The organism is Protofrankia coriariae (genome assembly GCF_001017755.1).
GTDB lineage: Bacteria > Actinomycetota > Actinomycetes > Frankiales > Frankiaceae > Protofrankia > Protofrankia coriariae.
Genome location: NZ_JWIO01000002.1, coordinates 127,311 through 149,661, shown reverse-complemented (window position 1 = coordinate 149,661; position 22,351 = coordinate 127,311). Strand labels below are relative to the sequence as shown.

The window sequence follows — 22,351 nt, the reverse complement described above, 5'->3', positions numbered from 1 at the left end:
GGCCGCGGGCCACCGGTACCACCGGGACGCGGCGGCATCTGGCCGGGCGACGGCCGCGGGCCACCGGTACCACCGGGACGCGGGCCACCCGCGCCGCCCGGACGTGGGCCGCCGGGACGCCCACCGGCGCCTGGACGGTGCGACGGCGCGGCCGGCGTACCACCGGAGGCGCCGGAAGCCGGCGACTGCGGCCGTGACTGCGAGCCCGATGTCGTGTACGGGTTGTTACCAGGGCCGGCCGGCCGGGGGCCGGGACGCGGGCCGGGCGTGGGCCGCGAGCCAGAGTTCTTCACCGACGGCCCCGAGGCCGGGGCGTTCTTCACCGGCGGGGTCTGCGCCGCCGGGCCCGTGTCCGGCGGGGTCTGCGCGGGCGCGTTGTGCGCGCCGCCCGTGGAGCCCGGCCGGGAGGGCGGAGTGGGGCCCGGGCGGGGCCGCGTGTGCTGCGCGGCCGACGGGGCACCCGCCGCGGGAACCGGGCTGGCCCCGCGGGCCGCGGCGGCGTGCGGTGTCGGCGACGTGTTCGGACGCGGTGGGGCGACCGGGCCTGACGGTGTCTGGCCGGCGGGCGCGGCCGGGGCCCCGGGGCCCTGCTGACGGGCTGGTGCGCCTGGTGCGCCCGGTGCGCCCGGTGCGCCCGGACGGCCGGGTACCCGCGGACCCGGGCGGGGCGGTACCGGCCCGGGACGGGCACCGGGTACCGGCCGGGCGCCGTTGCCCGAGGCGCCGCCGCCGCGCGCGGCGGGCCGCTGCGCGCCGGCGCTCTCGGAGGGGAACGACTCCTTGAGCTTGCGGACGACCGGTGCCTCGACTGTGGATGATGCCGACTTCACGAACTCGCCGAGATCCTTCAGTTTGGCAAGCACGGTCTTGCTGTCGACGCCAAGCTCCTTGGCGAGCTCATGTACGCGGGCCTTTCCTGCCACGGTGCTCCTTCGTTCGGCCCGCGGTCCGCCCGCGTGACCCTGGTTACCTGCCGGTCGTGATCATGGCTGCGTGCTCATCGCGCGGTCATCGCTGTCTCGACCTGCTTCCGTGTCGACATCTGGTGACGTCGTTCGATCTTCCGTCAACCCCGCATCGGTGCGAGGCCTGTCCGTCCTACGCTGCTCCCCGGCCGTGCGCTGCTGGACGAGGTGCGCCCTGACATGTTCAAGTCCGAGCGGCCCCGCGACCCGCAGCGCCCGCGGAAACGCCCTGCGGCGTTCCGCGAGATCCAGGCATGCCAGATCGGGGTGCAGGTGTGCCCCCCGCCCAGGCATACGTCGGCGAACATCTGGTCTGAGCTCACCGCCAACTGCCACCGTACGCATCAGGTCCGACCGCGCCACCCGGGCACGGCATCCCACACATGTACGGACCGGCTCCGCACGGCGTGCGCCCATCAGTCTATCTCGTTGCACCTGACGAGGGGCCGCCGGTAGCGGGAGATCTCCGGGGAAGGGACGGCGACACGGCCCGCCGGGCACCCGCCTCGGCACCATCCCGTGCCACTGGGTCACCGGCGCCTTCCGTGTCCGAGTGGATGTCGATGCGCCACCCGGTCAGGCGTGCCGCCAACCGGGCGTTCTGCCCTTCCCGGCCAATGGCGAGGGAGAGCTGGTAGTCCGGCACGACCACCCGCGCCGCGCGGACGGCGGGATCCGTGACCTCGACCCGGGCCACCCGTGCCGGTGACAGTGCGTTACCGACGAACGTGGCCGGGTCAGCGGACCAGTCGACGATGTCGATCTTTTCGCCATGCAGCTCGGCCATGACGGCCCGTACCCGCGCTCCCATCGGGCCGATGCAGGCGCCCTTCGGGTTCACCCCGGCCACCGTCGACCGAACCGCGATCTTGCTGCGGTGGCCCGCCTCCCTGGCGATCGCGGCTATTTCCACCGTGCCGTCGGCCACCTCCGGCACCTCCAGCCGGAACAGGCCCTTGACCAGCTCCGGATGGGTCCGCGACAGGGTCACCGTGGGGCCGTGCACGCCCCGGGTGACGCTGACGACATAACACTTGATGCGGTCCCCGTGCTCGAAACGTTCGCCGGGAACCTGCTCGGCGGGCGGCAGCACGCCCTCGATGGTGCCGAGATCGACCAGAACGACCTTCGAGCCGGCCCGCTGCTCGTGGTGCTGGACGACGCCGGAGACGACCTCGTGCTCCCGGTCGGCATACTGCCCGTAGGTGATCTCCTGCTGGGCCTCGCGCAGCCGCTGCATGATCACCTGCTTGGCCGTCATCGTGGCGATCCGGCCGAAGTCCGCGGGGGTGTCCTCCCATTCCCGCGTCATCCCGTCCAGGGAGGTCTCGCGGGCGTACACCGCCACGTGCCCGGACGTCCGGTCGATGACCACCCGAGCGTCCGCGGCCGCCCCGTCGGTGTGCCGGTAGGCGGTCAGCAGCGCGGTCTCGATCGCCTCCACCAGGGTGTCGAAGGCGATGTCCTTCTCACGTTCGATGCCGCGCAACGCCGCCACGTCGAGTTTCATCGCTGCGCCTCCGCGTCCTGGGCCTCGCCGGCCGCGAGGACCTCGTCGCCTGCAGGATGCTCGTCGCCCGCGGGATCCTCGTCGCCGGTCACGAGATCCTCGTCGGTTGCGCGGAACTCCACCTGCACAGCGGCTCTGACCACGTCCGCAAAGGATATCCGTATCACTTCGCCGACGGCCGTGCGCCCACCCTCGGGCACCAGCTCGGCCGTCTGCTCGTCCGTGGCGCGCACCCGCCCGAGCAGCTGCCGGCCGTCCCGGGTACGCACCGACACCAGCCGCCCGCGGGCCCGGCGCCAGTGCCGCGGCGCCACCAGCGGACGATCGACACCGGGCGAGCTGACCTCGAGGACGTACGGCCCGGCCAGCGGCGGGCCACCGGCCGCCGGATCGGTCTCGGCGGCGTCGAGCACGGCCGAGGCCACCCGGCTGGCCTCGGCGACCGCGTCCAGGTCCACCCCGCCGTCGCGGTCCACGACCACCCGGACCACGCTACGGGAGCCGGCCCGGCTGACGGTGACGTCTTCCAGGTCGAACCCCCGTGCGGCAAGCTGCGGGGTGAGCAGGCGCACCAGCTCCGCCCGGGCGGAGCTGGGCCGGACGTCCGGGCTTCGGGGCCGGGTCCGGGCGCGACGTCGCCCACCCCCGGCATCGGCGGCACTGGTTGCGGCCACGGCGTCGCCCATGTCGACCCGCTCCTTTCCACGATGGTGCTCTCCGGAGATCCTGAGCCTACGTCCGACCCGACCGGCTTCTCCCCGCGGCGGCCGGGGAGTCCGGCCGCCACCGCCGTCGCTGTGACAAGCTGCTGGACCGTGAGCGTGACAGGTGCTGGCCGGCGACCGAGCCGGNGAGCCGGCGGGGTGTTCTCGGCGCGCTCCCCCTGGCCGCGACGGCTGTGCTCGCCGGCTGCAGCTGGAACCGGTCGGCGTACGGCCCGGGCGAGCCCAGCGGCCCGGACACCGTCGACAGCGCCCTGCTCGAGGCGGCGACACGGTCCGAGCAGGGCCTTCTCGTCGCCTATGATCAGGCGATCCGCACGCATCCGGCGATCGCCGCCACCCTGACGGTGCTACGCGCCCACCATGTCGAGCACGTCGGCCGTCTCGGATCGGCCGCGACCGGCGGCGGCCTCACGATCGCCACTGACCTGCCAGGGATACCCAGCGCCCCCGGGGCGTTCGGTTCCGCCACGGCCCGGCCCACCACCGCCCAGCTCGCCACGGCCGACCAGGCGACGCCCCAACGGAGCGCGGTGTCCCAACAGGTCACGGTCGCCGCGCTCGTCCAACTGGAACAACAGGCCGCGGCCCTGCTGCGCACCCGGTGCCTGACGGCGGCCGCGGCCGTCGTCCCCCTGCTGGCCAGCATCCACGCGGCCGAACTCGCCCATGCCGACCTGCTCACCCAGCTGGCTGGGTGATCGCTGATGGCGGACGACCCGGGCACCGTCCAGGCGCTGTCCGACCTGCTGGCGGTGCAGCACGCCGCCGTGTACGCCTGTGCCGCGGCCGGTGGCGCGCTGGCGCCGCTGCGGCCCGCCTCGGACCCGACCCGGCTGCTCGCCCAGACCGCCTACAGCGCCCACCGGGAGCTGCGAGACCGGCTGGTGGCCGAGGTCCTCGGCCGCGGCGGCAGCCCGCNTGCAGCCCGCCGGCGGCCCAGCCCGCGTACCAGCTGCCGGTGCCGCCCAGCGGGCTCACCGGCGCGCTCGAACTGCTCGCCGCCGTTGAGGACCGCTGCGCGGCCGCCGCGTACGACGCGCTCGACGCGCTGGCCGGCGATCTGCGCGCGCTGGTGGTCGACGCGCTGGCGGGGACGGCCGTACGCGGCCAGCAGGCACGCCTGGCCGCGGGCCAGCCGGTGGAGCGGGCCACCCGGGCACTGCCCGGTGTCTGAAGGTGGCGGGAAACTCCGAGCGTGACGGGAAAGATCAGCGGCCGACCCAGGCGTCACGGTCCCGGCCGAGCTCGCCGACGATCGGTGGCAGGTGGCCGCTGGCGATGTCGGCCAGCGTCACCTCCTCAAGGACCCGGCGGAGGCTGACCCGCACGGCGATCCACACCTCCTGGAGGTGTTTGGCGGCGCCTTCGTACACCGCCTCCTCCGGCCGGCGGCCCCGGACGCTGGCCAGTGGGCCGTCGGTGGCCCGGATGACCATCGCCACGGTGATCTCGTTCGCCGGCCGGCAGAGCCGGTAGCCGCCGTCAGCCCCTCGCCGGCTGCGCACCAGACCGCTGCGGCGCAGGTCGGTGAGGATGTTCTCCAGGAACCGCAGCGGCAGATCCTGCGCGGTCGCCAGCGTCTCACCCTTGACGAGATCGCCGTTGGACGCGGCCAGGGTGAGCAACGCACGCAGGGCATAGTCGGCTCGCGCGGAGATCTGCATGCATCCATCTTGCCGGCCAAGGTCCCCGTACGCCCGAGCCGGGTGCCACCCGCCGCCGCGCGACCCGGATCCGCTACAACTCAGTGTGACCGAGGCGGCAGCAGCCCCCGGCGGGCGCGCATTCGGCGGTCGCCGGCGTTGAAGGCGGCGTCCACCAGCACCCCGATGACGAAGATCGTCATCATCATCGCCAGCACGCCCACCGTGTCCAGCAGCTGCCGGCTGTCCTCCAGGTCCGAGCCGATGGAGGGGTGGCCGGGGACGACGACGAGCAGTTCGCCGGCCATCAGGCTGCGCCAGGCGAACGCCCAGCCCTGCTTGAGCCCGGCCACCACCGACGGCAGGGCCGCCGGTGCCACCACCAGCCGGTAGAGCTGCAGGCCGCGCGCTCCCATGGTCCGGCCGAGCCGGGTCAGCAGGGGCGGGACGTAGTCGATGCCGCTGATGACACCGTTGGCGATCGACGGCGCGGCGCCGAGCACGACGACGAAGAGGATCGCGGACTCGGTGAGCTTGAACAGCAGGATCGCCAGCGGGAACCAGACGATGGACGGCATGGTCTGCAACGCCGTGATGAACGAGCCAACCGCGGACCGCAGCAGGGCGAACCGGGCCACGGCCACGCCGACGATTCCGCCGATGAGGATGGCCAGTGCGTATCCGGCCACGGCCCGTTGCAGGGTGCGGGCGGCGGCCGACCAGAAGTCCCCGGTGGTGACCCTGCGGCCCAGGTCCGAGAGGGCCTCACCCGGGCCGGGCAGCACGTAGGAGGGCTTCCAGCCGCTCCACACCACGACCTGCCACAGCAGCAGGAAGATGATGATCGCGCCCAGCTTCGGCCAGGTCACCGACCAGATCCTCAGCGCGAGCGGGGGACGGGGCTCGGTGGCCGTCTCAAGGGCGTCGAGCCCGGCGAGGGCGGCGTCGATGTCGGCGGCTGACCCGACCGGCGTGGCGCGCGCCGTCGCGGACGTGATCGTGACCTCAGTGGCCATGGCGGACCACCTCCTCACGCAGTCGGTCGGTGATGGCCACGGCCAGCGCGGCCACGTCGGGTGAGTCGATACGGCGGGGACGCGGCAGCCCGACGTCGAAGATCTCGGCCACCCGCCCCGGCCGGCTCGACAGCAGCACGACGCGGTCGCCGAGGCGCACCGCCTCCCGCACGTCGTGGGTGACGAACAGGATGGTCACGCCGGTCTCCCGCCAGATCCGTTCCAGCTCGTCGTGCAGCAGGTCGCGCGTCATCGCGTCGAGGGCGCCGAAGGGCTCGTCCATGCACAGCACGTCCGCCTCCTGGGCGAACGCCCTGGCGAGACTGACCCGCTGGCGCATACCGCCGGAGAGTTCGTGCGGACGCTTGTCGGCCAGGCCGGCGAGGCGGACCAGCGCGAGCAGCTGTTCGACCCGGGCCTTCCGGTCGGCCCGGGGGACACCGCGGATCTTCATCGGCAGGGCGACGTTGCCCCCGGCGGTCAGCCACGGCAGCAACGCCGAATCCTGGAACATCAGCCCGACCTGGCGGTCACCGACGTCGACCGTGCCGGACGTGGGGTTGTCGATGCCGGCGAGGATGCCCAGCAACGTCGACTTCCCACAGCCGGAGGCGCCCAGCAGACAGACGAACTCCCCCGGCCGGGCGTCGAAGGAGACGTTGTCGAGTGCGTGGACGCGGTGTGAGCCGGACCCGAAGATCCGGCTCACACCGTCGATCCGGACCGCGCTCGCGTCGATGACAGCGGTCACTGGAAACTGCTCCCTGATCCGGAACGTACAGCTACTGCGCGGACACCGACGGCTTGCCGCTCGCCGCCAGCACCGCGTTCACAGCCGTGAGATCGAAAATTCCGTTCAGATCGGCCTTGGGCAGCAGGCCGAGCTCGGTCGCGTGATCGGCCGAGGCGACCAGCGACGACGCGACCGGGTCGACCGTGAACGTCAGGCGCTTCCAGGCCGGCTCGATGACGGCGTCGGCCAACGGCTTGCCGGACAGTTTCGCCAGCCCCTGGTTGGTCACGTCCCGACCCTTGACCGGGTCGGCGTTGAGGGCGTCGATCGAGGCGGCGTTCGCCTCCACCAGACGCCTGACGATCTCAGGGTTGCTCTTGAGATAGTCGGTGCGCACCAGCAGCAACGTGGTGACAAACCTGCCGCCGGGCCATTCCGTCGCCTCGTCGACCAGCAGCTTCCCACCGTCGGAGATCAGCCGGGACAGAGTCGGCTCGGGCACCCACGCGCCGTCGATGGCGCCGGACTTGAAGGCGTCCACCGTCACCGTGTTGTCCTGCGGGCGGATCTGGACGTCGCCGCCGCCGCTCTTGTCGGTGGCCAGGCCGTGCTGCTTGAGGTAGTAGCGCAGGGCCACGTCCTGGGTGTTGCCCAGGCTCGGGGTGGCGATCGTCCTGCCCCGCAGCTGCTCGACCGAGGTGATGTCGCTCTTCACCACCAGCCCGGCACCGCCCGAGGTCACCCCTGAGACGATCCGGACAGCCTCACCCTTGGACTTGGTGAAGGTGTTGACCGCCGGGTTCGGTCCGATATAGGTGGCGTCCAGCGCACCGGAAATGAGGGCTTCGGACGCCTGGACACCCGAGTTGAACGTCGCGGTCTTCAGCTCCACGCCCGGGCCGAGCTTCTGCGCGAAGATGCCCTGATCGATGCCGTAAACGGCGGGCGCGTGGGTGAGGTTGGGGAAATAGCCGAGCCGCAGGGTGCCGGTCGGGTTGCCACCGGTGGCGTTGCCGGTCGTGACGGTGTCGTCGTCTCCCCCGCTCGAGCAGGCCGTCAGCGCCAACGCCAGCGCGCCGGCCGTGAGCAGTGGCGCGACCCGACGCCACAGCCTCCTCGAGAACATGAGCCTTCCCCTCCACCGTGGCAGCACGCAGCGCCACGCAATTCGATAGAAGTGGTTGAGAAACAGAGGATGCCAGACTCGCGACAAGGTCGCCATCCCGGCCCTTTGTTCACAAAAATGGTTAGAAAACGGCCGGTGGGCGCGCAGAAACGGACAGTCAGAACAGGATCGACGCGAAGGTCCCGGCCCGGTAGAAGCCCACCCGGTCGTAAACCCGGCGGGCGGCATGGTTGTACTCGTTGACGTAGAGGCTCACCACGGGCGCGAGGCTGGTCTGCGCCAGCGCCACGACGCTGGCCGTACCCGCCGTCCCGATCCCCGTGCCCCGCAGCTCCGGGGCCACCCAGACCCCCTGGATCTGGCAGACGTCCCCGGCGACCGCGCCGATCTCGGCCTTGAACACCACGCGCCCGTCCTCGATGCGGGCGAAGGAACGACGCTGGTTGACGAACTCGGCGACCCGGGCCCGGTAGAGCGCGCCACCGTCGTCACGGACCGGGGAGACCCCGATCTCCTCGGTGAACATCGCCACGCACGCCGGCAGCAGCACGTCCAGTTCGTCCGGCCGCACTCGGCGGACGGCCGGATCCGGGGCGACCGCAGGCGGCTTGGAGATCGCCAGCAGCGGCTGGTCCGCCCTGACCTCGCGGGCCGGCCCCCAGCCCGGTTCCAGGTGCCGCCACATCGCCAGCACCGTCTCGGCCACCCCGACGATCGAGGAACACCGGCGGCCCTGGCGACGGGCCCGTTCGGCAAACACCTTCGCCGACGCCGGACCCGCCGCCACGGGCCAGAGGTTCGCCCCCGAATAGCACAGCGCGGCCAGCTGGCCGTCGACCATGTGACCCCACATCTGCGCCCCGAGCCGCCAGGGAGCGAGTCCGCACGCCTGCACGCGGGAGGCGACGAACACGTCGGCGATCGGATTGCGCGCCAGCACCTCCCGCACCGCCGGCAGGTCGCGGTCGTCGAGCAGACGGATGGGGGCGGAACGCAGCGGCAGGCCCATGGTCACGAGTATTTGAGGTCAGCTGACCGAAACCGAGGGTTCACCGGAAACGCCGTCGGCCTCCATCTGCTCGGCCAGCCGCAGGGCCTCCTCGATGAGGGTCTCCACGATCTGGGCCTCGGGCACGGTCTTGATGACCTTGCCCCGGACGAAGATCTGCCCCTTGCCGTTGCCCGAGGCCACCCCGAGGTCGGCCTCGCGCGCCTCGCCGGGGCCGTTGACCACGCAGCCCATGACGGCGACCCGCAGCGGCACGGTCATCCCGTCCAGCCCGGCGCTGACCTCCTCTGCCAACTTGTACACGTTGACCTGGGCACGGCCGCAGGACGGGCAGGAGACGATCTCCAGGGTGCGCTGCCGCAGGCCCAGGGACTCCAGGATCCCGATGCCGACCTTGACCTCCTCGACCGGGGGCGCGGACAGCGAGACCCGCAGCGTGTCCCCGATGCCCTCGGACAGCAGGGCACCGAAGGCCACCGCCGACTTGATCGTGCCCTGGAACGCCGGGCCCGCCTCGGTGACCCCGAGGTGCAGCGGGTAGTCGCAGCGCTGCGCCAGCAGCCGGTACGCCTGGACCATCACGACCGGGTCGTGGTGCTTCACGGAGATCTTGATGTCGGTGAAGCCGTGCTCCTCGAACAGGGAGCACTCCCACAGCGCCGACTCCACCAGCGCTTCGGGGGTGGCGCGTCCGTACTTGGCCAGCAGGCGCTTGTCCAGCGAGCCGGCGTTGACCCCGATGCGGATCGGGGTGCCGGCGTCGATGGCGGCCCGGGCGATCTCGCCGACCTTGTCGTCGAACTCCTTGATGTTCCCGGGGTTGACGCGGACGGCGGCACAGCCGGCGTTGATTGCCGCGAACACGTACTTCGGCTGGAAGTGAATGTCGGCGATAACCGGGATCGGCGACTTCCTGGCAATGGCGGGCAGCGCGTCCGCGTCGTCCTGGCTGGGGACGGCCACGCGCACGATCTGGCAGCCGGAGGCGGTCAGCTGCGCGATCTGCTGCAGGGTGGCGTTGACATCGGAGGTGAGCGTCGTGGTCATGGACTGGACGGAGACGGGCGCGTCCCCGCCGACCGGCACGTTGCCGACGTGAATCTGTCGGCTGCGGCGCCGGGAGGCAATCGAGAGGGCCGGTGCCTCAGGCATGCCGAGAGTTACGGTCACGATGTCCTCACTGGCGTGTCGATGGTCACGAAGGTCAGAAACTGGACGAAAGTCACGAGGTGTTACCGCTCGCCGGTTTCCGGATATCGGCGGCGTAAAAAGTTGTGATCACGCCCTCGTCGGCCGGCTAGTTGAATCTGATCGGATTGATGATGTCGGCGAACAGGATGAGCAGGCTCAGCAAGGCGAAGGATGCGACCATTACGTACGCCGCGGGCATGAGCTTCACAAGATCGACACGCTTGGTCGGGCCCCGGTAGCCGGCGAGCCTGCGCACACCGTGGCGGGCCTGTTCGAAACCGAGCACCGCCAGGTGCCCACCGTCGAGCGGGAACAGCGGCAGCAGGTTGAACAGACCGACCGCCAGGTTGACCCCGGCCACGAGAACGACGAAGTCACCTATCCGCTGGCTCGCGGAGGTGTCCGGGGCGGACAGCAGCTCGCCACCGACGCGGGCCGCGCCGACCACACCGACCAGCCCGTTCGGGTTGCGGTCGGGGCTGAACAGGTTCGTGAGCTCGTCGAGCCGGTGCACGAGCGTGTCGTACATGCCGGTGACACCGCCGCCCAGGACGCTCAGGGTCTTCGGCACGGCCGAGATCGGGTTGTACCGGACGGTCTCGTAGCCCTGCGCGATCCCGATCGCCCCGACGGGGTCGTTGCCGGCGAGCCCGGTCTGCCGGTCACGCATGACCGAGACCAGCTCCGGGTACAGCGTGACGGTCTGGCCGTCCCGCTCCACCACCAGGGGCGCGACCCCCGCGCCGTGGGTACGGATGAGGCGGGTGAACTGGTTCCAGCTCGTGATCGGCGTGCCGTCGAAGCTGACCACCTGGTCGCCCGCGCGCACGCCCGCGCGTTCGGCCGGGCCGGCCGAGGCACCCGGGGCGCACTCGTTCGCCACCGGCACACAGACCGTCCGACCGACCGTGTTCTCACTGGGGCGTGAGGTGCCCAGCGCCAGCAGCACGCCGTAGATCAGCACCAGTGCGATGACGAAGTGCATGAACGACCCGGCCACCAGCACGACGGCCCGCTGGTACGCCGGCCGGGTGTGGAACGCCCGGGGTGCGTCGGCCGGGTCGATCTCCTCGAGCGGGGTCATCCCCTCGATCTTGACGAACCCGCCGACCGGCAGCGCCTTGATGCCGTACTCGGTCTCGCCCCTGGTCCGGGACCACAGGGTGGGGCCGAACCCGACGAAGAACTTCGACGCCTTCATACCGTAGTGACGGGCCGTCACAAAGTGGCCGGCCTCGTGCAGCAGGATCGAGACGAGCAGCGCCAGCGCGAACGCGACAATGCCGACTGCGTTGGTCATGGTGCGCTCACGCCCCGATCACAGCCCTACACGCTTCTACTGGGTACCCCTCGGTCACGAAGGCATCACGTCTCGATCAGGCTCCTTGATCGACAAGGGCGCGCACCCGGGCGCGCGCGTCCCGCTCGGTGTCCAGGACCTCGTCCAGGCTCGGACGTCGCACCACGGTATGCGCCGTGACCACCTCGGCCACCACGTCGACGATGCGCACGAAGGGCAGCCGGTGGTCGAGGAAGGCCGCCACCGCCTCTTCGTTGGCGGCGTTGAAGACGGCCGGCGCGGTCCCCCCGCGGCGGCCGGCCTCGCGGGCGAGGTCGACCGCGGGGAACACGGTGGCGTCCAGCGGCTCGAAGGTCAGCGACTGCGCCCGGCGCCAGTCCATCGGAGCCTGGGCGTGCGGCACCCGGTCGGGCCAGCCCAGCGCGAGGGCGATCGGCAGCCGCATGTCCGGCGGGGAGACCTGGGCGAGCGTGGACCCGTCGGTGAACTCGACCATCGAGTGCACCAGCGACTGCGGGTGGACGACCACGTCGATGTCGTCGTAGGGCACGCCGAAGAACAGGTGCGCCTCGATCAGCTCAAGGCCCTTGTTCACCAGGGTGGCCGAGTTGATCGTGACGAGCGGCCCCATGTCCCACGTTGGGTGCGCGAGGGCCTGCTCGGGCGTCACCTCGCCCAACTGGTCACGGGTGCGGCCACGGAACGGTCCACCACTCGCGGTCAGGACGAGCTTGCGCACCTCGTCGGCCCGGCCGCCGCGCAGGCACTGGGCGAGCGCGGAGTGCTCGGAGTCCACCGGGACGAGCCGGGACGGGTCACCACCGAGGGCGTCGAGCACCAGCGGGCCACCGGCGACGAGCGACTCCTTGTTGGCCAGGGCCACCGTGCGGCCCGCCCGCAGCGCCGCGAGCGTCGGGGCGAGGCCGACCGACCCGGTGATGCCGTTGAGAACGACGTCGGACGGCCAGGCGGCGACCTCCGTGGCGCCGTCCGGCCCGGTGAGAATCTTCGGGATGGCGTACTCGCCGCGGCGGAAGCCCCGCCGGGAGGCCTCCGCGTAGAAGGCGAGCTGGAGGTCCTGCGCGGCGGAGGCGCGGGCCACACCCACCGCCTCGACGCCCAGCTCAAGCGCTTGGGCGGCCAGCAGGTCGACCCTGCCACCACCGCCGGTGAGCGCCACCACGCGGAACCGATCGGGATTGCGTTTCACCACGTCGATGGCCTGGGTTCCGATCGAACCGGTCGAACCGAGCAGGACAACCTCACGCGGGGACGGTGACTCGACCACGTGAACCATTGTCGCAGGCGTCATCCGGCTACGACGACACCTGTTCGCATGCCGACACCCGGCCCTGCCTGGGCAGGACCATCCGCGCCCGGAAGGGGGCGGCAGTCACCGCCGATATGGCATTTGTCATAGCCACAGTCTATCGTCCCGGATATCCCGATTTGCCGAACAGAGGGTTACCAAAAGTAATCACAGGCCCGGTGCGGCGGCCGGCTACCGGCCCGCCTGGGTCGGCGTCCCGGCGGTTGGCGAGACACTGGCCGGCGCCGGCTGCGGATGCCCCCGGAAGTAGGCCAGGGCGACCTCCGTGGCGCTGAACCGCGCGCGGGCCGCTCCCGCGGGCGGGCTGGCGTCGGGGTCCGGCCAGACGTGCCCACCGCCCTGCACCGCCAGCAGGCCCACGTCACGCCCGCCCGGGCAGGCCGTGTGGATCAGCCGCTTCAGGCCGAGCGACCTGGTGTCGTCGATCCAGGGGGCAGCCGGGCCGCAGCCGACGAAGCCGGCGTAACGGCCCAGCCTGGCCTCCATCGGCTGGGCCTGGGTGCCGTCGAAGGGAGCGGGACGGTCGGCCCCGCCGCCATCCAGCGGCGTCACCGGGTCGCTCGTGCCGTGGATGGCCAGCAGACTCGGCGCCGGGGAGGCGCAGGCTGCGGGTATGACGGCGGAGGCCACCGGCACCACCGCGGCGAACACGCCGGGCAGCGCGCAGGCCGCGGTCACCGCCATGTCCGCGCCGTCCCCGAGGCCGGTGGCGAAGACCCGCTGGGCGTCCAGACACGTCCGCGCGGTCAGGTCGTTGACGAGCGCGGCCACGAAGGCCACGTCGTCCGGGCCGGCCGCGGGGCGGCGGACGAAGTTCCACTTCCCGTCCACGCCGTCCGGCGTGGCCACCGCGTAGCCGGACCTGGCGCCGACCTCGCTCAGGTGGGTGTAGCCCTCCACCGCGGCGGCGTTCTCCCCGGCGGCGTGGAAGACGACGATCAGCGGGAGTGGTCTGGCCGGGATGCTCCCGGCGGGGACCGCGAGCTGATAGCCACGGGTGTCCGCGCCGACCCGCAGCGTCTGGTGGCTCGATCCGGCCGAGATGTTCTTGCCGGAGACGCATCCGCTCACCACGGCCGGTACCGCCGACGCCCGCGGTGTACCGGCGCCGGCGGTACCACCGGTACCGCCGGTACCGCCGGCTGCCCTCGGCAGCACGCTGGCGGTGTCAGGGCCCGTCGCGGCGTCCGACTGCCCGGTCTCGGTGACCGTGCCGCCGCCGTGCCCGCCGGCATACAGGATCAGCACAACAACGATCATTATCGCCCCGACCACCGCGACGAGCGGCCCCCACAGGGGAGAGCGGCGGGGCGGGACCCGGCGGGCGGAACGGCGCTCACCTNGCGGGCGGAACGGCGCTCACCTGCCGGCACGGCCACTCCCGTCCGGCCGGTCCGTACCCGGCCCGGTCAGCCCGGTCGGGGCGTCGGCGGCGAGTTGCCCGCAGGCCGCCGCGATGTCACGCCCCCTGGTGTCGCGAACAGTGGCCGTTATACCGCGTAACCGTAACCGGCGGACGAACTCGCGCTCCCGGCGCCGCTCGCTGGCCTGCCAGGACACCCCCCGGGTCGGGTTGAGCGGGATCAGGTTGACGTGGGTGAGCCTGCCGAAGAGCAGGTCCGCCAGCGCGTCGGCGCGTTCCGGCTGGTCGTTGACATCGTCGATCAGGGCGTACTCGATGCTGACCCGGCGGCCGGTCGTCTCGGCGTACTCCCACGCGGCGGTGAGCACCTCGGCCACCGGCCAGCGCCTGTTCACCGGGACCAGACTGTCACGCAGCTCGTCGTCGGGCGCGTGCAGGGAGACCGCCAGCGTCACCGGCAGACCGGNGCGAGCCGGCGGATCGCCGGCACCAGCCCCACGGTGCTCACGGTGATCGAGCGGGCGGACAGGCCGAGGCCCGCGGGTGGCGGGGCGGTCAGCACCCGCAGCGCCGCGACCACCGTGGCGTAGTTCGCCAACGGCTCCCCCATCCCCATGAACACCACGTTCGACAGCCGGGCCGGCCCACCGGCGAGCTCGCCGCGAGCGACGGCCCCGGCCGCGGCGACCACCTGCTCGACGATCTCGGCGGCGGACAGGTTGCGGGTCAGCCCACCCTGGCCGGTGGCGCAGAACGGGCAGCCCATGCCGCAGCCGGCCTGGCTGGACACGCAGACCGTGGCCCGGTCCGGATAGCGCATCAGGACGGACTCGATCAGCACTCCGTCGAAGGCCCGCCACAGCGTCTTGTGGGTGGCGCCGGCGTCGCAGGTCATGGTCTTGGCGGGGGTCAGCAGCGCGGGCAGCAACGCGTCCAGCAGCGCCGCGCGGGAGGCGGCGGGAAGATCCGTCATCGCCTCGGCGTCGCCCGCGCGCAGGTACCTGGCGAAGTAGTGCCGGGCGACCTGGTCGGCGCGGAAGGCCGGCTCGCCGAGCGAGACGGTGAGTTCCCGCCGCTGCGCGGTGGTCAGATCCGCGAGATGGCGGGGCGGACGCGGCCTGGGTGCGGCGACGAGCGGCACCGACCGGGCCGGCGCGGACGCTTCGGCGCCGCCGGCGGCGGTGGACGGGACAGCGGAGGAGACGGCCATGGCCTGTCCAGTCTGCCAGGTCATGGCGGCGGCACGAAAACAGTGATCAGTAGCCAGGCCACGGGAACGGTGCAGAGCACCGAGTCCAGCCTGTCCATGATCCCGCCGTGCCCCGGCAGCAGGTTGCCCATGTCCTTGATGCCGATGTCCCGTTTGAGCAGCGACTCACCAAGATCACCAACGGTGGCGGTGCACACCACCGCGAGTCCGAGCAGCACCCCCTGCCAGACGGCGGCGTGCAGGGTCCAGGCCATCAGCGTGCCGGCGACGACCACACAGGTGACGGTGGAGCCGGCAAAACCCTCCCAGGACTTCCCCGGGGAGACGTTCGGGGCGAGCTTGTGCCGGCCGCCGGAGAGCACGCCGGCCGCGTAGCCGCCGATGTCGCTGGCGACCACGGTGGCCAGGCAGGCGACTATCCGCCACGGCCCGTCCGACGGGCTGGTCAGCAGCGCGGCGCAGCCGGCCGGCAGGCCCACGTAGGCCGCGCAGAACGCCCCCGCGGCCACATCGTGGAGCAGATGGTCGGCCCCGTGGGCGAGACGGCACGCCGTCACCACGACGACGGTCGCGGCCAGGGCCACCACCAGCGCGGACGCACCCCCGACATAGGCGGCCACGGGCATCGCCGCCGTACNCCCGCCGCCAGTGGCGGCAACGCGATCCGCGCCCCGAGCTGGCGCAGCGCCCTGACCAGTTCGTACGTACCCACCACCATCGCCACACAGACGACGGCGATCCACAGCGGACGGACGGTGAACAGGGGGACGAGGATGATCAGGGCCAGCACGACCCCGACGGCGATCGCGGCCGGCAGATCCCGACCGGCCCGGATACCACGCGGGCGGGACGTGCCGACCGCCGGACCGGTGCGGGTCACGACGTCATCTCACGGTGCCGGAGAACAACGCGGGGCGATCGATGGCTGTCGATTGTCGGTCAGACCGCCAGCAGCTCCGACTCCTTGTGCCGCAGTAGTTCGTCGACCTGGCTGACGTACCGGTGCGTCGCCTCGTCCAGGTCCTTCTCCCCGCGCCGGCCCTCGTCCTCGCCGGCCTCGCCGTCACGGACGATGCGGTCGATCGCGTCCTTGCTGTGCCGGCGCACGTTGCGGATGCTGATCCTGGCCTCCTCCGCCTTCGTCCGGGCGACCTTGGCCAGGTCACGCCGACGCTGCTCGGAGAGCTCCGGGAACAGGCAGCGGATGATCGTACCGTCGTTGCTCGGGTTCACTCCCAGATCGGAGTCGCGCACGGCCTTCTCGATGGCGGCCAGCGAGCCCTTGTCGTACGGGGTGATGATCACCATTCTCGGTTCCGGAATGTGGAACGACGCGAGCTGGTTCACCGGGGTCGGCGCGCCATAGTAGTCGACGAGAACCTTCGAGAACACCGACGGGGTGATCCGCCCCGTCCGGATGTTGGCGAAGTCGTCCTTCGCTACCGCGACCGCCTTGTCCATTTTCTCCTCGGCCTCGAGGAGTACATCGTCGATCACCGTCGTCCTTCCGTCCCGCCCTCGTCCACACTGACCAGGGTGCCGATCTTCTCACCGCGGACGGCTCGCAGTATGTTCCCCTCCGTCAGCAGGTCGAAAACCACGATCGGCAGCCTGTTGTCCATGCACAGACTGATGGCCGTGGCGTCCATGACCTTCAGCCCACGAGACAGCACCTCGCCGTAAACGAGTGCATCGAAACGAACCGCATGGGGATTCGTCGTTGGGTCGGTGTCGTACACACCGTCGACCTTGGTGGCCTTGAGAACAGCCTGTGCCTTGATTTCCAGGGCGCGCTGCGCGGCCGTGGTGTCGGTGGAGAAGAACGGCGCCCCCAGCCCCGCGCCGAAGATGACGACACGGCCCTTCTCCAGATGCCGGATGGCCCGCAGCGGCAGGTAGGGCTCGGCGACCTGGCCCATGGCGATCGCCGTCTGCACCCGGGTGACGACTCCCTCGCGCTCGAGGGCGTCCTGGAGAGCCAGGCAGTTGATCACGGTGCAGAGCATGCCCATATAGTCGGCCCGGGCCCGGTCGACACCACGTTCGGCCAGCAGATGGCCACGGAACATGTTGCCGCCACCGACCACGATCGCGACCTCGATACCGGTCCGGCTCACCTCGGCGATCTGGCGAGCGATCGTCGCGAGCGTCTCCGGGTCGATGCCCAGTGGCTCGCCACCGGCGAATGCCTCACCGGAGAGCTTCAGCAACACCCGTCGCCAGTGCACCTCGGCAACGCCACTATGGGGTGTAGCCGCTTCCGCGTCCCTGATGGCGTTTTCGATCACGAGCGGCCCCCTCGCCGTCGGCTACGATCATCGGCCGGTGGATATGCACTGCGAGTAGTCTGCCCTACCCGATCGGGTCGCAGAACCTCTGACCGCCACCTCCGGTTCGTTCGACGTACACCTGGACGTACACATGACGGGCAGCAGGGACAAAACGTCTCTGAGGAGAAGCCGGGGCCAGTGCCGGGACCGCTGGCCGGAACCGGCACTGGCCCGTCAGGCCGTCAGGCCGTCTTGACGTTGAACCGGGCGAACCGGCCAACCTCGATCTTCTCGCCGAGCGAGGATCCCGCCTGCTCCAGCAGCGCGCGGATAGTGATCTTGCCGTCCCGGACCCAGGGCTGCTCAAGCAGGACGACCGCTTTCACATAGCCGTTCAGCCGCCCCTCCACGATCTTCGGGAGCGCCTGCTCGGGCTTGCCCTCCTCGCGGGCCGCGGCCTCGTAGATCTTCTTCTCCTGCTCGAGAACCTCGTTCGGGATCTGCTCCGCGGTCACGTAGAGCGGATCTGCCGCCGCGACGTGCTGCGCGATGTCCCGCGCGAGCTGCTTGAACTGGTCGGTCTTCGCGACGAAGTCGGTTTCGCACTTCAGTTCCAGCAGGACACCGATGGTGGGGGGCAGCTGCGGGTCGGTCTTGTGCAGGTAGGACTCCACCAGGCCGTTGGAGGCGCTGCGCCCAGCCCGCTTGGCGACCTGCGCCAGGCCCTTCTCCCGCAGCCAGAACCTGGCCTTCTCGAAGTCGCCGTCGTTCTCGACGAGCGCTTTCTTGACGTCGCTCATCCCGGCGCCGGTGAGTTCCCGGAGCTTACGAATGTCAGCGGCGGTGATTTCTGCCATGGTGCTCTTCTCGTTCCATCCGGCTGCTGGTGTTGGTGGGAGCCACCGGGGCCGCGGGCAGCGCGATCGTCACTTCTTCACGTTCACGCTGCCGGGCCCCGGTGCCCCCGTAGGGTCGCTACTGGATCTTGCGAGGACGTGCTGGCGGGTACCGCGCGAAGGCCGGGCAGGCCAGCGTCCGGGACGGCTGGTCAGACCCGGGCGGTCGCGGCGCCCACTGCGGAGACCGTGTCGGAGTCGGGGTGGGCCGGCACGGCCGGCGCGGCCGGCGCCTGACCGGCCGGCTGCTGCGCCTCGGAGCCGGCCGTGGCCGGCGCGTCGGCGGAGGACACCTGCCCCCGCAGCAGCTCCTGCTCCCACTCGGTCAGTGGCTCCCCGCCGCTGGGCGTCTCCGGCTTGACGTCCGCCGACGTCGCCCCACCCGCACGGGCCACCAGCCCGTCCGCCACGGCGTCGGCCACCACCCGGGTGAGCAGGGTCGCGGAGCGGATGGCGTCGTCGTTGCCGGGGATCGGGTAGTCGACCTCGTCCGGGTCGCAGTTGGTGTCCAGGATCGCGACGACCGGAATGCCGAGCTTGCGGGCCTCCCCGACGGCGATGTGCTCCTTCTTCGTGTCGACGACCCAGACCGCGCTCGGCACCCGGGTCATGTCCCGGATACCGCCAAGGGTCCGCTCGAGCTTGGCCTTCTCCCGGGACAGCACGAGCTGTTCCTTCTTCGTCCGAACCTCGGTGCCGCCGGTCAGCTCGATCTCCTCGAGCTCCTTCAGCCGCTGGAGGCGCTTGTACACCGTGGAGAAGTTGGTGAGCATGCCACCGAGCCAACGCTCCTTGACGTAGGGCATGCCGACCCGCTGCGCCTGCTCCTCGATGGCTTCCTGAGCCTGCTTCTTCGTGCCGATGAACAGGACGGTGCCACCGTGCGCGACGGTCTCCTTGACGAAGTCGTAGGCACGGTCGATGTAGGACAGGGTCTGCTGCAGGTCAATGATGTAAATGCCGTTGCGCTCCGTGAAGATGAAACGCTTCATCTTCGGGTTCCAGCGCTTCGTCTGGTGTCCGAAATGCACACCGCTTTCGAGCAACTGCTTCATGGTGACGACGGCCACGGCTCGTCGCTCCCTTCTGCGCCGGGGGTACCGACGCACCTCGGTTACCGGCCCCGGCCAGCGACCGGGACCCCTGACGCCCTGCTGGCCCCTACCGCCGCGGATGGCAGCGGACCGAGAGAGCCTTCCAGCCGCACCGGGAGGGCGGGCGGGCGGAGAAGGGCGTGTGGATTCAGCTCGACCGTTCGAGCCGTACCCCAATCCTACGCCCACCCGCGTGCCGCCCCCCAGCGGGTTGTCCACAGGCGGGTTGTCCACAGGCGGGTCGTCCACAGCGGGTACGGGCCACCCGGACGGGGGTTGTGCACGGACCGGCTCGCAACCGGCGGGTTGTCCACAGGAGCCCGTCCGGCCGTGACCGCCAGGCCCGCACCGGTCACCGTGGCAGCAGCGGGAACATGCGCGGATCACTACTACGGACGCGCCCCGGCTCCCGGGCTCGGGCGTCACGGTCGCACCTGCCGTGCCGGCGACGGTCCGCCAGCCACCCGCCCGCCCGCCGCACGCTCACGGCCCGGAAATCCGGAGGCGCCATGATCCCGCCGTCCCGACACCGTCCGTTGCTTCTCCTGCTGCTGACGGCCGCGCTGCTCGCCCTGGTGGCCACCGGATGGCCGCATCCGCTGACCGGCTACGGCACTCGGGCGGCCGTCTCCCCCGCCTCCCCCGTACAGCCGGCGCCCACGCGGCCGGCCATCGCGGCGCCGGTATCCGAGGGGCCGGTACCGCTCGGGAGCGGCACCGGCATGAACCCGGTGTCACCGGGGCGTGCCGTCACGGCGCCATCAGGCCCGCTCTGGCGCGCCCCGCTGGACGGGACGCTCATCCTCGGCCGCGCCTTCAGCCCGCCGTCGTCGCCGTACGGCCCCGGCCACCGCGGCGTCGACCTGGTGGCCGCCCCGGGGACGCAGGTGCGGGCCGCCGGCCGAGGCGTCGTCACGTTCGCCGGAACGATCGCTGGACGCGGTGTGACGACCGTCAGCCACGGATCGTTGCGGACGACCTACGAGCCGGTGGAGCCGACCGTGGCGGCCGGCCGGACGGTGGCCGCGGGCGAACCGATCGGCCGGCTGGCCGCCGGGCATCCCGGCTGCCCCGCTGCCGCCTGCCTGCACTGGGGCCTGCTCGAGGGGAGCCGCTATCTCGACCCGCTCGGCCTGCTCCGGCGCCGTTCCCCGCGGCTGCTGCCCCTCGGATGAGACCGATTGCTCCTCGTGCCCCTCGGGTGGGATCACCTGCCACTGTTGCCCGGCCGCTGGGCTCTCCCTGGCCGTCAGGCCCGCGGATGACTCTGCTCGAACGCGGCACGCAGCCGTTGCGGTGTGACATGGGTGTAGATCTGCGTCGTGGCCGGGCTGGCATGACCGAGGAACTCCTGCACCGACCGGAGATCCGCGCCGCCTGCCAGCAGATGCGTGGCCGCGGAGTGGCGGATGCCGTGCGGGCTGATCGGCCCGATCCCGTCTGCCGTGGCGGTTCGGGCGGCCAGGATGCGCCGGACCGTCCTGGGGTCGAGCCGGCGGCCCCGCACCCCCAGGAACAGCGCCCGCCCGCTGCCGGCCACGGCGAGCGTCGGACGACCGGCCGCAAGCCAGTTCCGTAGGGCCCGCTGGGCGGGCACGCCGAAGGGAACGGCACGTTCACGGCCGCCCTTGCCGCGGACCCGCACCAGCCGTCGCTCGTCGTCGACGTCGTCGATGTCGAGACCGCACAGTTCGCTGACCCGGGTGGCGGTGGCGTACAGCAGCTCGAGGACGGCGTCGTCACGGACGACGATCGCGCTCTGGCCGGCCGCGCTCTGGCCGGCCGCCAACAGCTCCCATGCCTGGGCGGCGGTCAGCACCGTCGGTAGCGACGCGGGCCGCCGGGGGCCTGCCAGCCGCTCGGCGACGTCGGCGGCCAGCCATCCCTGCCGGGCCGCGAACGCGCTGAAGCCGCGCGCCACCGAGGCCCGCCTGGCCAGCGTGGTGGCGGCGGCCCCGTGGGCCCGCATCCCGGCAAGCCATCCGCGCAGCACCCCGAGATCGACACCGGCAGGCCCGTCGAGCCCGACATCCTGGGCGTACCCGCGCAGATGGGCTAGATCGGCCCGGTAGGCGCGAACGGTTTCCGGAGATCGGTCACGTTCAGTCGCCAGATGGCGAAGGTATGCCGAAACCGCGACGTCCCAGGAAACCTCGGCCTCCCGGCAGACCCCGGCAGCCCGGAAAACCCCCGTGTCCCCACAGGCCCCCGTTTCCCCGCGGGCCGTCATGTCCCGCGGGGCGGTGCTCCGGGAAGCGCTGTCCCGCGGAACACTGTCCGGGCAAGCGATATCCCGCGGGGCGCTGTTCCGCGGGGCGCTGTCTCGGGGTGCGGTGTCCCGGGACGCGTTGTCCAGCGGGGCGGTGCTCCGGGAAGTTGTGGTATCCCCGGTGACCGGATCCCGGGAGTCAGCGACCGCACCGCCCATCCACCGCACGGTGTCCTTCGATCAGCTTCGTGTCAACACCGACCGGCCGGCCCGCGACGCCCCGGCACACCAGCCTCAGCCGGCCACACCAGTCTCAGCCGGCTGTACCGGTCGCACCGGCATCGTCAGCCGCGCCGGCCCTGCCGGCCGCGGACGGCGCTCGGCCCAGCGCTGTCAGGCGGTATCCGTCGCCGCGCAGCTCGACCAGGCCCTCGACGACCAGCGGGCCCATCAGCGCCTGCACCGTTTCGGGCCGTTCCCCCAGCCGTTGTGCCAGCACCGCCGCTCCCACCGAACTGCGGGCTGGCATCACGTCCAGCATGCGACGGACCAGCTCGGGCAGGCCGTCGCGACTGCCGGTGTCCGCCGGTGGGTACTCGGCGAGCTCACCGATGCCGCCGATCTCCTCACAGACCTCGGCGGCATCGGTGACCAGGACGGTCTGTTCGCGGTGGGTCCGCAGCAGGCGGTGGCATCCGACGCTGGCGGCGCTCGTGACCGGCCCCGGCACGGCCATCACCACCCGCCCGAGCCGGCGGGCG

The 22,351-nt window shown here is 71.7% G+C and carries 23 protein-coding genes and 2 pseudogenes (1 of these 25 running past the window's edge); 3 read left to right on the top strand and 22 right to left on the bottom strand.

The annotated features are described in order from the left end of the window. From FrCorBMG51_RS30335 to rimP, 4 genes are all read right to left on the bottom strand, one after another. Nucleotides 1-923: translation initiation factor IF-2 N-terminal domain-containing protein (locus tag FrCorBMG51_RS30335; RefSeq protein WP_235433233.1), on the bottom strand; the 923-nt coding region annotated here is incomplete at its 3' end. A 60-nt stretch (nucleotides 924-983) separates the two neighbouring features. Further along, a complete protein-coding gene (locus FrCorBMG51_RS29215) occupies nucleotides 984-1,382 on the bottom strand; it encodes a YlxR family protein (RefSeq protein ID WP_175648313.1) in 399 nt (132 codons plus the stop codon). Nucleotides 1,383-1,386: 4 nt separating this feature from the next. Continuing rightward, complete coding sequence (nusA, locus tag FrCorBMG51_RS01750; RefSeq protein WP_047221378.1) at nucleotides 1,387-2,475, bottom strand: transcription termination factor NusA; 1,089 nt, start codon at nucleotides 2,473-2,475, stop codon at nucleotides 1,387-1,389. Beyond that, nucleotides 2,472-3,161, bottom strand: coding sequence for a ribosome maturation factor RimP (gene rimP, locus FrCorBMG51_RS01745; protein ID WP_076842888.1), 690 nt, complete (start codon nucleotides 3,159-3,161; stop codon nucleotides 2,472-2,474). Before rimP ends, nusA begins: the two co-directional genes overlap by 4 nt. A 212-nt stretch (nucleotides 3,162-3,373) precedes the next feature. On the opposite strand from rimP, the gene FrCorBMG51_RS01740 reads away from it, so the two are divergent. Next, nucleotides 3,374-3,898 carry a hypothetical protein gene (locus tag FrCorBMG51_RS01740; protein WP_047221377.1) on the top strand — a complete coding sequence of 175 codons (525 nt, stop codon included), beginning with the start codon at nucleotides 3,374-3,376 and terminating at the stop codon, nucleotides 3,896-3,898. A 260-nt stretch (nucleotides 3,899-4,158) separates the two neighbouring features. After that, nucleotides 4,159-4,374: a hypothetical protein gene (locus FrCorBMG51_RS30330; RefSeq protein ID WP_235433232.1), complete on the top strand. Its 216-nt coding sequence runs from the start codon at nucleotides 4,159-4,161 to the stop codon at nucleotides 4,372-4,374. 34 nt (nucleotides 4,375-4,408) lie between these two features. Here the strand turns inward: FrCorBMG51_RS30330 and FrCorBMG51_RS01730 are convergent, their stop codons facing one another. The 15 genes and pseudogenes from FrCorBMG51_RS01730 to rpsB all read right to left on the bottom strand — a co-directional run bounded on the left by FrCorBMG51_RS01730 (nucleotide 4,409) and on the right by rpsB (nucleotide 19,357). Continuing rightward, complete coding sequence (locus FrCorBMG51_RS01730) at nucleotides 4,409-4,864, bottom strand: RrF2 family transcriptional regulator (RefSeq protein WP_047221376.1); 456 nt, start codon at nucleotides 4,862-4,864, stop codon at nucleotides 4,409-4,411. 80 nt (nucleotides 4,865-4,944) lie between these two features. Continuing rightward, on the bottom strand, nucleotides 4,945-5,859 hold the full coding sequence (locus tag FrCorBMG51_RS01725) for an ABC transporter permease (protein ID WP_047221375.1): 915 nt from the start codon (nucleotides 5,857-5,859) through the stop codon (nucleotides 4,945-4,947). Beyond that, complete coding sequence (locus FrCorBMG51_RS01720; protein WP_047221374.1) at nucleotides 5,849-6,610, bottom strand: ABC transporter ATP-binding protein; 762 nt, start codon at nucleotides 6,608-6,610, stop codon at nucleotides 5,849-5,851. The genes FrCorBMG51_RS01725 and FrCorBMG51_RS01720 overlap by 11 nt, the downstream gene beginning before the upstream one ends. A gap of 31 nt (nucleotides 6,611-6,641) precedes the next feature. Continuing rightward, nucleotides 6,642-7,718, bottom strand: coding sequence for an ABC transporter substrate-binding protein (locus FrCorBMG51_RS01715; protein WP_047221373.1), 1,077 nt, complete (start codon nucleotides 7,716-7,718; stop codon nucleotides 6,642-6,644). A 157-nt stretch (nucleotides 7,719-7,875) separates the two neighbouring features. After that, nucleotides 7,876-8,727 carry a GNAT family N-acetyltransferase gene (locus tag FrCorBMG51_RS01710; protein ID WP_047221475.1) on the bottom strand — a complete coding sequence of 284 codons (852 nt, stop codon included), beginning with the start codon at nucleotides 8,725-8,727 and terminating at the stop codon, nucleotides 7,876-7,878. 18 nt (nucleotides 8,728-8,745) lie between these two features. Then, nucleotides 8,746-9,897: a flavodoxin-dependent (E)-4-hydroxy-3-methylbut-2-enyl-diphosphate synthase gene (ispG, locus tag FrCorBMG51_RS01705; RefSeq protein ID WP_013874813.1), complete on the bottom strand. Its 1,152-nt coding sequence runs from the start codon at nucleotides 9,895-9,897 to the stop codon at nucleotides 8,746-8,748. Between the two features lie 127 nt (nucleotides 9,898-10,024). Further along, nucleotides 10,025-11,218 (bottom strand): M50 family metallopeptidase, encoded by a 1,194-nt coding sequence (locus tag FrCorBMG51_RS01700; RefSeq protein WP_047221372.1) that lies wholly within the window; start codon nucleotides 11,216-11,218, stop codon nucleotides 10,025-10,027. 76 nt (nucleotides 11,219-11,294) lie between these two features. Continuing rightward, nucleotides 11,295-12,515 carry a 1-deoxy-D-xylulose-5-phosphate reductoisomerase gene (dxr, locus tag FrCorBMG51_RS01695; protein WP_013874815.1) on the bottom strand — a complete coding sequence of 407 codons (1,221 nt, stop codon included), beginning with the start codon at nucleotides 12,513-12,515 and terminating at the stop codon, nucleotides 11,295-11,297. 204 nt (nucleotides 12,516-12,719) lie between these two features. Further along, nucleotides 12,720-13,808: a CE1 family esterase gene (locus FrCorBMG51_RS01690; protein WP_052914211.1), complete on the bottom strand. Its 1,089-nt coding sequence runs from the start codon at nucleotides 13,806-13,808 to the stop codon at nucleotides 12,720-12,722. A gap of 99 nt (nucleotides 13,809-13,907) precedes the next feature. Further along, a pseudogene (rlmN, locus tag FrCorBMG51_RS01685) lies at nucleotides 13,908-15,121 on the bottom strand (dual-specificity RNA methyltransferase RlmN). A 20-nt stretch (nucleotides 15,122-15,141) separates the two neighbouring features. Further along, nucleotides 15,142-16,001 (bottom strand): annotated as a pseudogene (locus FrCorBMG51_RS01680) (phosphatidate cytidylyltransferase). A 59-nt stretch (nucleotides 16,002-16,060) separates the two neighbouring features. Continuing rightward, complete coding sequence (gene frr, locus FrCorBMG51_RS01675) at nucleotides 16,061-16,618, bottom strand: ribosome recycling factor (protein ID WP_047221370.1); 558 nt, start codon at nucleotides 16,616-16,618, stop codon at nucleotides 16,061-16,063. Further along, nucleotides 16,615-17,394 carry a UMP kinase gene (gene pyrH, locus FrCorBMG51_RS01670; protein WP_043606998.1) on the bottom strand — a complete coding sequence of 260 codons (780 nt, stop codon included), beginning with the start codon at nucleotides 17,392-17,394 and terminating at the stop codon, nucleotides 16,615-16,617. The genes frr and pyrH overlap by 4 nt, the downstream gene beginning before the upstream one ends. A 239-nt stretch (nucleotides 17,395-17,633) precedes the next feature. Then, nucleotides 17,634-18,248, bottom strand: a complete 615-nt coding sequence (locus FrCorBMG51_RS01665) for a translation elongation factor Ts (RefSeq protein WP_047221369.1) — start codon at nucleotides 18,246-18,248, stop codon at nucleotides 17,634-17,636. A 191-nt stretch (nucleotides 18,249-18,439) separates the two neighbouring features. Continuing rightward, on the bottom strand, nucleotides 18,440-19,357 hold the full coding sequence (gene rpsB / locus FrCorBMG51_RS01660; RefSeq protein WP_047221368.1) for a 30S ribosomal protein S2: 918 nt from the start codon (nucleotides 19,355-19,357) through the stop codon (nucleotides 18,440-18,442). A gap of 533 nt (nucleotides 19,358-19,890) precedes the next feature. Here rpsB and FrCorBMG51_RS29210 point away from each other — a divergent pair. Next, the gene (locus FrCorBMG51_RS29210; protein ID WP_047221367.1) at nucleotides 19,891-20,556 is read left to right on the top strand and encodes a murein hydrolase activator EnvC family protein; all 666 of its coding nucleotides are present in this window, start codon (nucleotides 19,891-19,893) and stop codon (nucleotides 20,554-20,556) included. Nucleotides 20,557-20,630: 74 nt separating this feature from the next. Here FrCorBMG51_RS29210 and FrCorBMG51_RS01650 read toward each other — a convergent pair whose 3' ends face one another. The 3 genes from FrCorBMG51_RS01650 to FrCorBMG51_RS01645 form a co-directional block, all read right to left on the bottom strand. Continuing rightward, a complete protein-coding gene (locus tag FrCorBMG51_RS01650) occupies nucleotides 20,631-21,611 on the bottom strand; it encodes a tyrosine recombinase XerC (RefSeq protein WP_275452038.1) in 981 nt (326 codons plus the stop codon). Between the two features lie 292 nt (nucleotides 21,612-21,903). After that, complete coding sequence (locus FrCorBMG51_RS33400) at nucleotides 21,904-22,320, bottom strand: hypothetical protein (RefSeq protein ID WP_420848558.1); 417 nt, start codon at nucleotides 22,318-22,320, stop codon at nucleotides 21,904-21,906. After that, nucleotides 22,217-22,351 carry the 3' end of a DNA-processing protein DprA gene (locus FrCorBMG51_RS01645; RefSeq protein ID WP_476742085.1) on the bottom strand. It continues 645 nt past the right edge of the window, so only the last 135 of its 780 coding nucleotides appear in the window; the start codon falls outside the window, past its right edge — the gene reads right to left on this strand; the stop codon is at nucleotides 22,217-22,219. Before FrCorBMG51_RS01645 ends, FrCorBMG51_RS33400 begins: the two co-directional genes overlap by 104 nt.